Genomic DNA, 13239 nt, shown 5'->3' with positions numbered 1-13239 from the left:
AATTTATTAAAAAACCCCCGTTTCTCCACGAAACGAAGGTTCATCAATTAAGCCATTAGCTTAAGCTATTCATTGCCCAGCAGTTCCAATTTTACTTGGAAAACACCGTAACAATAATAGACAAAATCATAAATCCTGCACCAAGTACCACCGTTGCACGTTGCAGGAAGAGATCCAATCCGCGCGCTTTCGTTTTACCGAAAAGATGTTCCGCACCACCGGAGATGGCACCCGCCAAACCAGCGCTTTTCCCGTGCTGCAGCAATACTACAGTGATTAGACCGATCGAGAAGACAACGAGCAGCAATTTCAAAGCAATATCCATTCTTTCCACCTCCTACCCATGTGGGCATAACATCTCACCATAAAAACAGTTACTTTAATTGTAACATAGCTATTGTTGTGATACAAGTAGTGCAGTTCATACAATACCCTAAATTTGACCATCTACATACTCCATACATTATACGATTAATCCGCATCAATAAAAAAGACAAGCCGGTTACCCGGCTTGCCCGTAAAAGCTGGATATCCAGCTTATTTTTTAAGGTTGTAGAATCCTTTAAGACCATTGTATTGAGCCAGTTCACCCAGTTGATCCTCAATGCGGAGCAATTGGTTGTACTTCGCGATACGGTCTGTACGGGAAGGAGCACCCGTTTTGATTTGACCAGCGTTTGTTGCAACAGCGATATCAGCGATTGTGCTGTCTTCGGACTCACCGGAACGGTGGGAGATTACAGCTGTGTATCCTGCACGTTTAGCCATTTCGATTGCATCGAATGTTTCAGTCAATGTACCGATTTGGTTAACTTTGATCAGGATGGAGTTACCGATACCTTCTTCGATACCTCTGCCAAGACGCTCAGTGTTCGTTACGAACAAGTCGTCACCAACGAGTTGTACTTTGTCTCCCAATTTCTCAGTGAGCAATTTCCAACCATCCCAGTCATCTTCAGACATACCGTCTTCGATTGTGATGATTGGGTATTTCTCAACCCATGAAGCCAAGAGGTCAACATACTCAGCGGAAGTGTAAGATTTACCTTCGCCAGCAAGAGTGTACTTACCATCTTTGTAGAACTCAGTGGAAGCTACGTCCATACCGAGGAATACGTCAACACCTGGTTTGTAACCCGCTTTTTCAATCGCTTCGATGATTGTAGTGATTGCTTCTTCGTTCGAACCAAGGTTCGGTGCGAAACCACCTTCGTCACCTACAGCTGTGTTCAAGCCTTTGGAGCTCAATACGGATTTCAGGTTGTGGAAGATTTCCGCACCTACGCGAAGAGCTTCTTTGAAGCTTGGTGCTCCAACTGGAAGAACCATGAACTCTTGAACGTCAATGTTGTTGTCTGCATGCTCACCACCGTTGATGATGTTCATCATTGGAACTGGCAATGCTTTAGCGTTGAATCCGCCCAGGTAAACGTACAATGGCAGGTCCAGAGCGTCAGCAGCTGCGCGAGCTACTGCCATGGATACAGCCAGGATTGCGTTAGCACCCAGTTTACCTTTGTTTGGCGTACCATCCAAAGTGATCATCAATTTGTCGATACCCAATTGATCCAATGCATCCATACCGATAACTTCTGGAGCGATTGTTTCGTTTACGTTTTTAACAGCTTGCAGAACGCCTTTACCGAGGTAACGGGATTTGTCGCCATCGCGAAGCTCAACTGCTTCGTGGGCACCAGTGGATGCACCGGATGGAACGATTGCACGTCCGATTGCGCCGGACTCCAGGTATACTTCAACTTCTACTGTAGGGTTACCGCGGGAGTCGAGGACTTCGCGAGCGTACACGTCAGAAATAATAGTCATTTGTGATAATCTCCTTTAAATTTGAATTTATTTTTAATACGTTCAGAATAGTTCAGTTTCACCAGACCACTCCGCACGCAGTACCATCTTCCGATCGCTGTTATCCCCTGATTCCTTTGAACTTAATTTTATAAGTTGGAATCATGTGATAAAGGCGAACGCTAACGCTTCTTCAGATTGGTTCTGCCCGCTTCGTTCCAGGTTCCACTCTGTCTTATTCGACAACCTATTAAAACGAATTATTTACGAGTAGCAATAACAGATGTACCTGTCATTTCTTCCGGTTTAGGCAACTGCATCAGGTCAAGGATCGTTGGCGCGATATCTGCCAGGATTCCGCCTTCACGCAAGGTAACGTTAGCATCTGTAACGATGAATGGAACCGGGTTTGTTGTATGAGCTGTGAACGGACGTCCTTGCTCATCGAACACCATATCCGCGTTACCATGATCCGCCGTGATCAGTACAACGCCGCCTTTGGCAAGTACTGCATCCACAACACGGCCCATGCATTCATCTGTTACTTCAACCGCTTTGATGGTAGGCTCCAGCATGCCGGAGTGTCCAACCATGTCAGGGTTAGCGAAGTTCAGAAAGATGGCGTCATGTTTGTCTGCTTCGATCTCGCGAACACATGCGTCAGCCACTTCATACGCGCTCATCTCTGGTTGCAGATCATATGTCGCAACTTTTGGTGAGTTGATCAGTACACGAGTTTCGCCCGGAAGCTCCACATCACGACCGCCGCTGAAGAAGAAGGTAACGTGCGGGTATTTCTCCGTTTCTGCAATACGCAGTTGTTTTTTATTGTTCTGTACCAGAACTTCACCCAGGGTGTTGTCGAGGTTCTTCGGCGAATAAGCCACATAACCTTCAACCGTTTCACTGAACAAAGTCAAGCAAACAAAGTGCAAGCCCACAGGGAACTTCGGACCACGATCGAAACCGCGGAAATCCTGGTTCGTGAACACTTGCGACAACTGGATTGCACGGTCAGGACGGAAGTTAAGGAAGATAACGGAATCGCCGCTTTCTACCAAACCTACCGGCTCACCATCCGCTTTGACGATAACCGTTGGTTCAACGAATTCATCAAATACGGATTTCTCATACGATTCTTCAACCGCTTTGAGTGGGTCAGTGTATTTCGGTCCATCTCCATAAACGATGGCGCGGTATGATTTCTCCACCCGTTCCCAACGTTTATCACGGTCCATCGCGTAATAGCGACCTTGTACCGTAGCGATTTGTCCCACACCAACTTCTTCAATTTTAGCGATCAGCTTCTGCATGAAGTCTTTACCACTGTCGGGCATAACATCACGGCCATCCATGAAGGCATGAATATATACATCGTTCATTTCTTCTTTTTTGGCCAGATCCAGCATAGCGAACAGGTGGTCGATGTGACTATGTACGCCGCCATCGGACAACAAGCCGTAGAGATGAAGCTTTTTACCGTTTTGTTTCGCTTCGCGCACAGCTTTGACAAGTGTTTCATTGTCGTAGAACTCGCCGTCACGAATGGATTTGGAGATACGGGTCAAATCCTGGTATACGATCCGGCCGGCACCGATGTTCAGGTGACCTACCTCGGAATTTCCCATTTGCCCTTCTGGCAAACCTACAGCTTCACCGCAAGCAGTGAGTGTTGTATGTGGGAATTGGCTCATAAAACGGTCGTAGTTCGGTTTCTTGGCTTGCGCTACCGCATTGCCTTCCACCGTGTTACGCAGACCAAAGCCGTCCATGATGATCAATGCTACAGGTTTTGGAGCTGTCATCTTACTTCGCCCCCTCAACAAGCGCGATGAACGAAGCCGGCTGCAAGCTGGCACCGCCAACAAGCGCGCCGTCGATGTCGCTTTGTCCGAGGTATTCTGTTACGTTCTCCGGTTTAACACTGCCGCCGTATTGAATACGAACTGCACTCGCAACCGTCTCGTTGTACAGATCCTTCACCAATGTACGGATGTAAGCAATAACTTCATTCGCATCTTGGGAAGTGGAGGATTTGCCTGTACCAATCGCCCAGATTGGCTCATAAGCGATAACGACTTGTGCCGCTTGCTCTGCAGACAGACCTGCCAAAGCAGCTTCTGTTTGCACTTTGCATACGTCTTTTGTTTGGTTCGCTTCACGCTCTTCAAGCGTTTCACCAAGGCAGAAGATTGGAGTCAATCCGTGACGGAATGCTGCATGTAACTTTTTATTAACAGTCTCATCGGTTTCCGCAAAATATTGACGGCGCTCCGAGTGACCAACGATGACATAATCCACACCCAGGTCTTTCAGCATTACACCGCTGATTTCACCTGTGAATGCACCATTGTCTTCAAAATGAAGATTTTGTGCACCAATTTTGATGTTTGTGCCTTTAACGGCTTCTACCAGGGATGGCAGATTCGTAAACGGTGCGCAGATTACAGTTTCCACGCCTTCAACTTCCGCTTTTCCTTTAACTTCCTGAATGAAGTCATTGGATTCGGAAACCGTTTTGAACATTTTCCAGTTACCTGCGATAATCGGTGTTCTCATGGGTTTCAACTCCTTCATGCTATAGACTACTAAAACTTACTTGTCGTTCAATGCCACTACGCCTGGAAGTACTTTACCTTCCATGAACTCGAGCGATGCACCGCCACCTGTAGAGATGTGGTTCATCTTGTCAGCCAATTTGAATTTCTCAGCTGCTGCTGCGGAGTCACCGCCACCAATTACAGTGTAAGCTTCTGTCTCAGCGCAAGCTTCTGCTACTGCACGAGTACCGTGGGAGAATGGCTCGATTTCAAATACGCCCATTGGTCCGTTCCATACAACCAATTTGGAGTTTTTGATTACGTCAGCATAGATCTCACGTGTTTTAGGACCGATGTCGATTCCTTCCCAATCTGCTGGGATGCCATCGATATCAACGATTTGTGTGTTTGCTTTTGCGCTGAAATCGTCAGACACTACGATATCTACCGGCAGGTAGAAGTTTTTGCCCAATTTTTTCGCTTTTTCGATGAAACCGAGCGCAACATCAAGTTTGGAGTCATCCAGCAAGGACTGTCCAATTTCATGTCCTTGTGCTTTGAGGAACGTGTAAGTCAGACCGCCACCGATGATCACGTTGTCTGCAATGTTCAGCAGGTTGTCGATTACATCGATTTTGTCTTTAACTTTGGATCCGCCAATGATGGCTGTGAAAGGACGCTCAGGGTTGGAAATGGCTTTACCCAACACTTCAAGTTCTTTTTCCATTAACAAACCGGACACTGCTGGAAGCAAGTGAGCGATTCCTTCAGTCGAAGCGTGTGCTCTGTGAGCCGCGCCAAACGCATCGTTAACGAAAACGTCAGCCAGTTCAGCAAATTGTTTTGCCAGTTCCGGATCATTTTTCTCTTCGCCTGCGTGGAAACGAACGTTTTCAAGCAACAATACGTCGCCGTTGTTCAGTTCAGCGATTTGAGCTTTAACAGCGTCACCAACAGAATCGTCAGCTTTAACAACTGTTTTACCCAACAATTCGGACAAACGCTCAGCTGCTGGAGTCAAACGCAAGGATTCAACCACTTCGCCTTTAGGACGACCCATGTGGCTTGCCAAAATGACTTTAGCGCCTTTTTCAATCAAGAAGTTGATTGTAGGAAGCGTTGCACGAATACGTTTGTCATCTGTAATTTTACCATCTTCGAGCGGCACATTGAAATCTACACGGACAAAAGCCCGTTTTCCTGTCAATTCGATATCGCGTACACTTTTTTTGTTCATCTGTATTTCCTCCGCACCCATGTATTTGGTGGACCGATCAAGGGCTGAAATCCCTTGTCAATCCTGGTGTTTTTGAGAAATTTGCAAAATATTGATATATAAAGAGCGGAAACAATATAGCATCTGTTTCCGCTCTATGTTATTGCAGATATTACTTAATCATTTTTGCAAAGTGCTCCAAAGTGCGAACCAATTGTGCAGTGTAGGACATTTCATTGTCATACCAAGCTACAGTTTTAACCAATTGTTGGTCGCCAACAGTCAGAACTTTAGTTTGAGTTGCATCAAACAGGGAACCGAAAGTGATACCTTGGATGTCGGAAGATACGATTTCGTCTTCAGTGTATCCGAAAGTTTGTGGGTCGGAAGCTTCTTTCATTACTGCGTTAACTTCTTCAGCAGTAACTTTTTTACCCAGAACAGTTACGAGCTCAGTCAGGGAACCAGTAGCTACTGGTACACGTTGAGCTGCACCATCCAATTTGCCTTGCAGTTCTGGAATTACCAGACCGATTGCTTTAGCAGCACCAGTTGTGTTAGGGATGATGTTTTCAGCTGCTGCGCGAGCACGACGGAAGTCACCTTTAGGGTGTGGAGCATCCAATGTGTTTTGGTCGCCAGTGTAAGCGTGAATTGTAGTCATCAAACCTTGAACGATTCCGAATTTGTCTTGCAGTGTTTTTGCCATAGGTGCCAGGCAGTTCGTTGTGCAAGATGCGCCGGAGATTACAGTTTCAGTACCGTCGAGGATTTCATGGTTTACGTTGTAAACGATGGTTTTCATGTCGCCAGTAGCTGGTGCGGAGATAACAACTTTCTTAGCTCCACCTTTCAAGTGTTTCTCAGCTGCTTCTTTCGTTGTGAAGAAACCAGTACATTCCAGAACGATATCTACGCCCAGGTCGCCCCAAGGAAGTTCTTCCGGGTTACGGTTAGCCAATACTTTAACTTCTTTGCCGTTCACTTTGAAGAAGCCATCGTGTACTTCAACATCGCCATCGAAGCGACCTTGAGTTGTATCATATTTGAGCAAATGAGCCAGCATTTTAGCGTCAGTCAAGTCGTTGATTGCTACTACTTCAATGCCCTCTACATTTTGAATACGGCGGAATGCCAAGCGTCCAATACGTCCAAAACCGTTAATACCTACTTTAATCATGAGTAAGTTCCTCCCAAGTTTTGATTAATTTTTTATGAAACTTATATATTCAAGACAGACGGTGAAGTCCGTCAAGACAACAATAGTTGTGTTGCAGAGTAAAACTTTATTCCATTTCAGCAACGATGACTTCGGCAGCTGCCTCATCAATAATCAGAATATCTTCCTGACCAAATCGTAACACGGAATGTATAGCAGCAGCTTTGCTTTTGCCACCTGCGATTCCAATCACAACATCGGTTCGTTCAATATCCTGTAGTCGCATCCCCAGTGTAAGCATGGTATGTACCACCTTACCCTGATCGTTAAAGTAATAACCGAAAGATTCAGATACGGCTCCCTGCTCCTGAAGTTCATCTATGATCTCCGTCGCAAGTTTACGTCTTGTCGCCATCTCCACGGCATCACCAATTCCATGAATAACAATCCGCGATTTTCGAATCAGCTGCAGAATCTCCTGAACACTAGGGTCCTGGATTAATGATTCATAGGCATGATCACTAAGCAAATCCGGTACATGCAGGAGTTTATATTGCGCTCCTACCCGTTTTGCCATCGTGGATGCAATCGTATTTGCCTGAATTTCAAGGCTTTCTCCAAGTCCACCGCGTGCCGGTACGAACCAGACACCTTTGAGCGATGTTGGCGGAGTCAGTTGCTCTGCGACTTCGGCCGTTGTTGATCCGCCAGTAACGGCGACAACGTCGTTGTCACTCATGATATTGCCGAGAGCCTTCGCTCCGGCTCTGCCCAGTTCCCTTTTGGCAAATGGAGATACGTCCGAATCACCAGGAACCACAACTACCTTTTGCAGACCGTAGGCTTGCTTGATGCGCTCTTCCAGCTCGGATAATCCGAACAACTCTTTGGCTACGGGCTCTAACTGCTGCAGCAAATCATACCCTGCCTCGCTGATCTTCATTCCTGCACTGTCAATTTCAATAAGTCCCTGAGCCTTTAACAGATCGGTCTCAGCCCTCAGAACCCGCTCGGTCATCTGCATGGAATTAGCTAACGTTCTCCGTCCGATCACATCCGATAACATGATCTGCTGCAGAATCGTATACCTCTTTTTCAAGACATCCATGAGATCAGGCAGAAGCTGCTTTTGTACTTCTAAAATCGTTCGCATGCTTTCCACTCCCGCAAGTTCTCGTTCCAAGCTCTCTTTCATGGCCCTAAAACGTCCCGGGTTAACTTTTTAAGTCCCACGTCTATTCTACCTAAAACTGACGTGACATGCAAGTGTTTCAACGTGTTATTTCGACACACATTCAGCGATTGTACGCGCCTATTTTCACAATCCTAGACTTCCATGATCAAGGACTAGCTCACGCATACCATATATAGAAGAAACAAATGAATTCCATCTACATATCGCTCAGAATACATTTCATCGGGCATGTCCAAAACCTCTAATAGCATTTACTTAAATGCACTCTTTATCCACTCTTCTTCATCATGATCATTTTTAGGCTAATCCAAACCAATACACATCACGAATTGCTTGCAATTAAATATTTCATGAGCTATAATCATTATTGCTGTCACATAATGTGCGCCCGTGGTCCAATGGATATGACGTAGGCCTCCGAAGCCTGAGATCCAAGTTCGATTCTTGGCGGGCGCGCCACTTTTATTTAACAGCTCATAACCCTTTTAACCAATGAAACCGGAAAGGTTTCTTTTTTTTGCAAGTTAGTTTGACTTTCTTTGACTTTTTGTTTGGAATTGTTTATTATGTGGGTAATACGGTAACAGTTTAAATATAAGCACCAATAACATTTACATTCCGAGGAGGTTTTTCACGTGAGTTTTATTCCAATGGTCGTTGAACAGAGCAACCGGGGTGAGCGCGCCTATGACATCTACTCCAGATTGCTGAAGGATCGTATTATTTTCCTTGGTAGCGATGTTAATGATGTAGTGGCTAATGCCATTATGGCACAGATGTTGTTCCTGGCTGCGGAAGATCCGGAGAAAGACATTCACTTATACATCAACAGCCCAGGCGGATCGATTACAGCCGGTATGGCCATTTACGATACAATGCAATTCATCAAACCGGATGTATCTACCATCTGTGTAGGTATGGCGGCTTCCATGGGTGCATTCTTGCTGAATGCTGGTGCAAAAGGGAAACGTTTTGCGTTGCCTAACAGTGAAATCATGATTCACCAACCGCTTGGTGGTGCTCAAGGTCAAGCTTCGGACATCGAAATCCGTGCTCGCCGCATCCTGAAAATGCGTGATACCTTGAACCGCATCATCTCTGAGCGTTCAGGTCAACCTCTGGAGCGGATCGAGAAAGATACAGATCGTGACTACTTCATGAGTGCTGCTGAAGCTGCCGATTACGGTATCATTGATAAAGTTATTGAAAACGTGGGTTCCCAAGGCATCTAATATGCTGCCTGGAGACTAGCGGTAACTTCACAGGGCGGGCTTCACCGATATAAAGGTGAGCCCGCCCTGTGCTATTTTCAACTAAACAGGCAAATATCACACCCGTTAGTGGAGTGCGTTGCCTGGATAAACAAGAATCCCCCGTCAAAGCAGGATGACGGGGGATTCTTGTTATTATTTTTCATGAGAAGAATGTGATATGAGTGCTCTTGCTTAAAAGTTACCCTACGCGAACTTACTTGTCTGATGTTACGTTGCTAAACGGTTCCGTGCCCTTAGGCAGAATTTCCTTGTAAGTGAACTTCATTTCAGGGAAGCCTTCCGCGTAAGCTGTATATTCATACAACTGGAAGAACACAACTGCACCTGTTGGTGTCACATAGAAATCCTGGTCTTTATTTAACCCTTTGTAACCTTCCAGGTATCCACCGCGGGCTTTCAGTTGCTCGCCCACTTTTTTACCCAACGTCTCGCGCATGGTTTTGTTATTTTGCAGCACATCATCTAACGTAAGCTCCTTGCCTGTGTCCAATGCAAAGGTGTGTCCCGTGCGGGTTGTCATGCCGTGTGCTCCTGCATAGTCCTCATAACGTTGAGTGATCAAACCTAGCACGCCGTTCTCATTGTAGGTCACGACATACGAAGTTTCAAATGCATATGGACGTTTTGCGGTTGCCCCGCCGAATTCAGTGGTTTGTTTTTTGAAGGCAGCAGCAGCCGTGTCCACTTCATCTTTGAGCACTTTGTTGATGGCCGCTTCAGCTTCTTTGCTGGCAAGTCCACTCACCTGCGGATATTGTACATCCACCTCCGCATTTTTCACAGTCACGTTTACTTTTGTCGATTTTACCTGCACATTATTTTGCTTCACTTTGCTGAGTGTCAACGTTTTGGTTTTGCCATCCCAATTTCCCTGTACACCCAGATAATCTCGCATTGCCGAGAATGGAATATATAATCGACCCTGAATCAATTTTGCTTCCACCTGAGGGTAATACCCGTTAATATAGACGTTTGGTTGTCCATCCATCAGGCTAACGGTCATCGCATTGTTGGCTGCTGTTACCGTATATGACTTCGTTTTAGCATCATATTTCAAAGTTCCACCCGCTACATCTTTGACTGCTGTCAGCGAGACCCAAGTCGATCCACCTTGAAGAAGTCCTTTTTGAGTCAGTGTTTTCCCACCCGATTTCAGCGTTACCTCAGCTGGGGTTGTCACTTTCGAGGATACAGAAGCCGCCTGTACCGAACTCTCCTGCCATACCGAACCACTACCTACAATAATTCCTGCTGCAAGCAACGCACTTGTCCATTTTTTCCATGATGTCATATATAAAACTCCTCTCTGAATTCACAATTAGGTATCATTGCGTATGTAATCCTGACCTGATCGCATATCTCATACGCTCACCTCTCTATTATAATTAACCCAATTTCGGAAAGGTTTACAGCTCGAGTTACAATGTTGATGAATATCAGACGCAAAATATAAGGGGATATGACCTTTTTGTCACGAACAACTATACAAAAAAGATACCAATAAACAGCATTTCACGTTGCTTCAAAAAGGTACACTTCTATCTAACTTCATTAAAGTTTGCTTTTCCAACAAAAAAAGACTCTGTCCACAGGACAAAGTCTTTGTCATTATTTCGTTGTACCCTTTAAATGACACTTATAAAGGTTACTTGAGTTTACAATCATTAGTTCGATCTTATTTATTTCATTTCATACGTGATATTCAGGATTGTGCTTACTTTAACCTGGCCTGTTTCAATCTCAGTGCCACCTGCTGTATCTGCTGTTTTGGACATCAATGACTCACTTGCATAGAACACAGGTACATTCGCATCGCCTTGGCTTACGGAAAGAACAGCACCCAGTTGACGTTTAACCGCTTTTGCAATGGCGCCAGCTTTCACATCTGCATTGGCAACAGCTTTCTCAATCACTTGGGACTCATAAGTTTCCGGATTTTCTACAGTAAAGCGCACGTTCTCAATATTGTTCGCACCCGCACCTGAAGCAGCATCAAGCAGTTCGCCGATCTTGTCCATCTGACGATACGTGACTGTCAGTGTATGATGGGCTGTGTATCCTTTAATTTGTTGTCCGTCTTTTTCGCTATACGTATAGTTGGGTTGTACAGAGAACTGACTGGTTTGAATGTCGTCTGCACTGATCTTCCACGTATTCTTCAGCAAGTTGGATACTTTTTGAACTTTGGCAGCATTCGCTTTTTGAGCAGATGCAGCTGTCTCTGCAGTACTGTTCACACCAATGGACAGATAAGCAATATCAGGCTTCACCTGAATCTCACCTTTACCCACGACATTAATCACATTCTGTTGTACGCCTTGAACCTCTGCAGCATAAGCATAGCTCCCTGGCGCAACCCAAGCGGTTCCTCCTACAAGCAACGTACTTGCCACCAGCACTGCACCAAACGGTTTCATCCATTGTTTACCCATCACGATAGCCTCCTTATGTGTTAACATCTCAAACTTTAATCGATTTGATACCTTAACAGACGGGACAAATTCCATAATGTTGCACTTGACGATAGCAAATACCTCAATAACGCAAAAAAGCCCCTTTCGGGACTTCTTCATTGGATTGATCATATCTTATTGGTTTTCGAGCTCTTCCTTGCTTACCAGACTAACTAAAGCGTTTACAGCCTGTTCGGCATCCGCGCCTTCTGCACTAATCTGGATTTCCGTACCTGTGCTAATCGCAAGGCTCATGATCCCCATAATACTTTTTGCATTAACTTTTTTGTCGTCCTTCTCGACGAACACTTCAGACGAGTACTTATTCGCTTCTTGAACGAACAGTGCCGCAGGTCTGGCATGGAGACCCGTTTTCAAACGGACAACTACCGGGTGCTTTGTCATGGAAACTTACCCCCTATTATGAAATCTGGACATTAAATACACAATTATATTTATACAACATTATACCATTAACCCGTGCAGGACACTAGAAGAAAAAACTCAGGGGCTTTTGTAGGACATTATCTTGCCCTATTTCATCTTTTGCAGAGCGCATTCAATGACCTAAGTGAGTTCTCCCAGATCCTTAACGGCTGACCTTCCCGACCGTTTCTGTTCAGTAGAAACAGCCGACCTTGTTACTTACCCTGCGACGTCTTAACCATAACGTTCTGTGCGCACTTTCTCAGCCAGCTCATCAATTTTACGAAGCCGATGGTTTACTCCAGACTTGCTAACTGTACCTTTAAGGAGTTCGCCCACTTCCTTCAAATTGATATCTGGATGAGCCAGTCGAACCTCCGCCACCTCGCGAAGTTTCTCAGGCAGTGACTCCAGACCAACTTCTTTTTGCAACAAACGGATATTATCGATTTGTCTTACAGCCGCTCCAATGGTTTTATTCAGGTTGGCAGTTTCACAATTGACAATCCGGTTAACGGAGTTACGCATGTCTCGCATAATCCGTACATCTTCAAACTTGAACAAGGCCTGATGAGCACCAATGATGCTGAGCAGCTCAATGATTTTCTCGCCTTCCTTAATGTATAGGATGAATCCTTTTTTCCGTTCTATACACCGGGCATTCAGATGAAATTCATTGGCGAGATCAACGAGTGCCTGACAGTGCTCCTCATACATGGACGCAATCTCCAGATGGTACGAGGAGCCTTCCGGATTATTAACCGATCCACCGGCCAGAAAAGCACCGCGAAGATAGGCCCGTTTACAACAGTTCTGCTGAAACAACTCCGTATTAATCCCTGGTGTAAACAGAAAACCTTCCGATACAATATGAAGACTCTTGAGAATCTCCTGTACCATAGTTGGAATACGAACAATATACACATTGTTCTTTTTCAGCCGCATTTTTTTGCGGACCAGTAATTCCGTATGCACTTGAAAATGCTTTTTAAGCAGAGAGTATGCCCGTCTTGCAATGGCGGCATTCTCCGTCGAAATATCCAAGATCACTTTTTTATTCGATAACTGCACTGCACCAAGCATACGGATGAGGGCTGAAAGTTCCGCCTTTTCGCAGCACGGTTCGCTCTCGATCATGGTTAACTCTTTTTTGGTCTGTGCTGCAAACGACAT

The 13239-nt window shown here is 45.3% G+C and carries 12 protein-coding genes and 1 tRNA gene; 2 read left to right on the top strand and 11 right to left on the bottom strand.

All coding sequences use genetic code 11. The features are described 5' to 3' along the window. Window positions 1-91: 91 nt before the first annotated feature. The 7 genes from secG to MKY85_RS00930 form a co-directional block, all read right to left on the bottom strand. A complete protein-coding gene (gene secG, locus MKY85_RS00960) occupies window positions 92-325 on the bottom strand; it encodes a preprotein translocase subunit SecG (RefSeq protein WP_339239022.1) in 234 nt (77 codons plus the stop codon). Window positions 326-537: 212 nt separating this feature from the next. Continuing rightward, the gene (gene eno, locus MKY85_RS00955) at window positions 538-1824 is read right to left on the bottom strand and encodes a phosphopyruvate hydratase (protein ID WP_076291983.1); all 1287 of its coding nucleotides are present in this window, start codon (window positions 1822-1824) and stop codon (window positions 538-540) included. Between the two features lie 239 nt (window positions 1825-2063). After that, window positions 2064-3608 (bottom strand): 2,3-bisphosphoglycerate-independent phosphoglycerate mutase, encoded by a 1545-nt coding sequence (gene gpmI / locus MKY85_RS00950; protein ID WP_342571560.1) that lies wholly within the window; start codon window positions 3606-3608, stop codon window positions 2064-2066. Window position 3609: 1 nt separating this feature from the next. Next, window positions 3610-4362 (bottom strand): triose-phosphate isomerase, encoded by a 753-nt coding sequence (gene tpiA / locus MKY85_RS00945; RefSeq protein WP_253429049.1) that lies wholly within the window; start codon window positions 4360-4362, stop codon window positions 3610-3612. Between the two features lie 36 nt (window positions 4363-4398). Next, entirely contained in the window at window positions 4399-5580 is a 1182-nt protein-coding gene (locus MKY85_RS00940; RefSeq protein ID WP_124118312.1) for a phosphoglycerate kinase, read from the bottom strand. Between the two features lie 151 nt (window positions 5581-5731). Continuing rightward, window positions 5732-6739, bottom strand: coding sequence for a type I glyceraldehyde-3-phosphate dehydrogenase (gene gap / locus MKY85_RS00935; RefSeq protein ID WP_056695277.1), 1008 nt, complete (start codon window positions 6737-6739; stop codon window positions 5732-5734). A 106-nt stretch (window positions 6740-6845) separates the two neighbouring features. Further along, window positions 6846-7871: a sugar-binding domain-containing protein gene (locus MKY85_RS00930; RefSeq protein ID WP_124118313.1), complete on the bottom strand. Its 1026-nt coding sequence runs from the start codon at window positions 7869-7871 to the stop codon at window positions 6846-6848. 426 nt (window positions 7872-8297) lie between these two features. Here MKY85_RS00930 and MKY85_RS00925 point away from each other — a divergent pair. Both MKY85_RS00925 and clpP read left to right on the top strand, forming a co-directional pair. Continuing rightward, window positions 8298-8372 (top strand) — tRNA-Arg (locus tag MKY85_RS00925). A 176-nt stretch (window positions 8373-8548) separates the two neighbouring features. After that, window positions 8549-9145 (top strand): ATP-dependent Clp endopeptidase proteolytic subunit ClpP, encoded by a 597-nt coding sequence (gene clpP, locus MKY85_RS00920; protein ID WP_017691245.1) that lies wholly within the window; start codon window positions 8549-8551, stop codon window positions 9143-9145. A gap of 235 nt (window positions 9146-9380) precedes the next feature. On the opposite strand, the gene MKY85_RS00915 is transcribed toward clpP, so the two are convergent. The 4 genes from MKY85_RS00915 to whiA form a co-directional block, all read right to left on the bottom strand. Next, entirely contained in the window at window positions 9381-10478 is a 1098-nt protein-coding gene (locus MKY85_RS00915; RefSeq protein WP_342571559.1) for a DUF4163 domain-containing protein, read from the bottom strand. Between the two features lie 388 nt (window positions 10479-10866). Then, window positions 10867-11619 (bottom strand): SIMPL domain-containing protein, encoded by a 753-nt coding sequence (locus MKY85_RS00910; protein WP_339239016.1) that lies wholly within the window; start codon window positions 11617-11619, stop codon window positions 10867-10869. A 156-nt stretch (window positions 11620-11775) separates the two neighbouring features. After that, entirely contained in the window at window positions 11776-12045 is a 270-nt protein-coding gene (locus tag MKY85_RS00905) for an HPr family phosphocarrier protein (RefSeq protein WP_017691248.1), read from the bottom strand. Window positions 12046-12300: 255 nt separating this feature from the next. Further along, window positions 12301-13239: a DNA-binding protein WhiA gene (whiA, locus tag MKY85_RS00900; RefSeq protein ID WP_253429043.1), complete on the bottom strand. Its 939-nt coding sequence runs from the start codon at window positions 13237-13239 to the stop codon at window positions 12301-12303.

This window comes from Paenibacillus sp. FSL R5-0749 (assembly GCF_038595085.1).
Taxonomy (GTDB): domain Bacteria; phylum Bacillota; class Bacilli; order Paenibacillales; family Paenibacillaceae; genus Paenibacillus.
Note: the sequence above shows the minus strand (reverse complement) of the source record. Positions and strands in the feature narration are given on the sequence as shown.

Coding starts and splice junctions, on each gene's coding strand:
- MKY85_RS00905 (WP_017691248.1), bottom strand. CDS start 12,045: ATGACAAAGCACCCGGTAGTTGTCCGTTTGAAAACGGGTCTCCATGCC.
- gap (WP_056695277.1), bottom strand. CDS start 6,739: ATGATTAAAGTAGGTATTAACGGTTTTGGACGTATTGGACGCTTGGCA.
- MKY85_RS00940 (WP_124118312.1), bottom strand. CDS start 5,580: ATGAACAAAAAAAGTGTACGCGATATCGAATTGACAGGAAAACGGGCT.
- tpiA (WP_253429049.1), bottom strand. CDS start 4,362: ATGAGAACACCGATTATCGCAGGTAACTGGAAAATGTTCAAAACGGTT.
- whiA (WP_253429043.1), bottom strand. CDS start 13,239: ATGTCGTTTGCAGCACAGACCAAAAAAGAGTTAACCATGATCGAGAGC.
- gpmI (WP_342571560.1), bottom strand. CDS start 3,608: ATGACAGCTCCAAAACCTGTAGCATTGATCATCATGGACGGCTTTGGT.
- MKY85_RS00930 (WP_124118313.1), bottom strand. CDS start 7,871: ATGCGAACGATTTTAGAAGTACAAAAGCAGCTTCTGCCTGATCTCATG.
- eno (WP_076291983.1), bottom strand. CDS start 1,824: ATGACTATTATTTCTGACGTGTACGCTCGCGAAGTCCTCGACTCCCGC.
- MKY85_RS00910 (WP_339239016.1), bottom strand. CDS start 11,619: ATGGGTAAACAATGGATGAAACCGTTTGGTGCAGTGCTGGTGGCAAGT.
- MKY85_RS00915 (WP_342571559.1), bottom strand. CDS start 10,478: ATGACATCATGGAAAAAATGGACAAGTGCGTTGCTTGCAGCAGGAATT.
- secG (WP_339239022.1), bottom strand. CDS start 325: ATGGATATTGCTTTGAAATTGCTGCTCGTTGTCTTCTCGATCGGTCTA.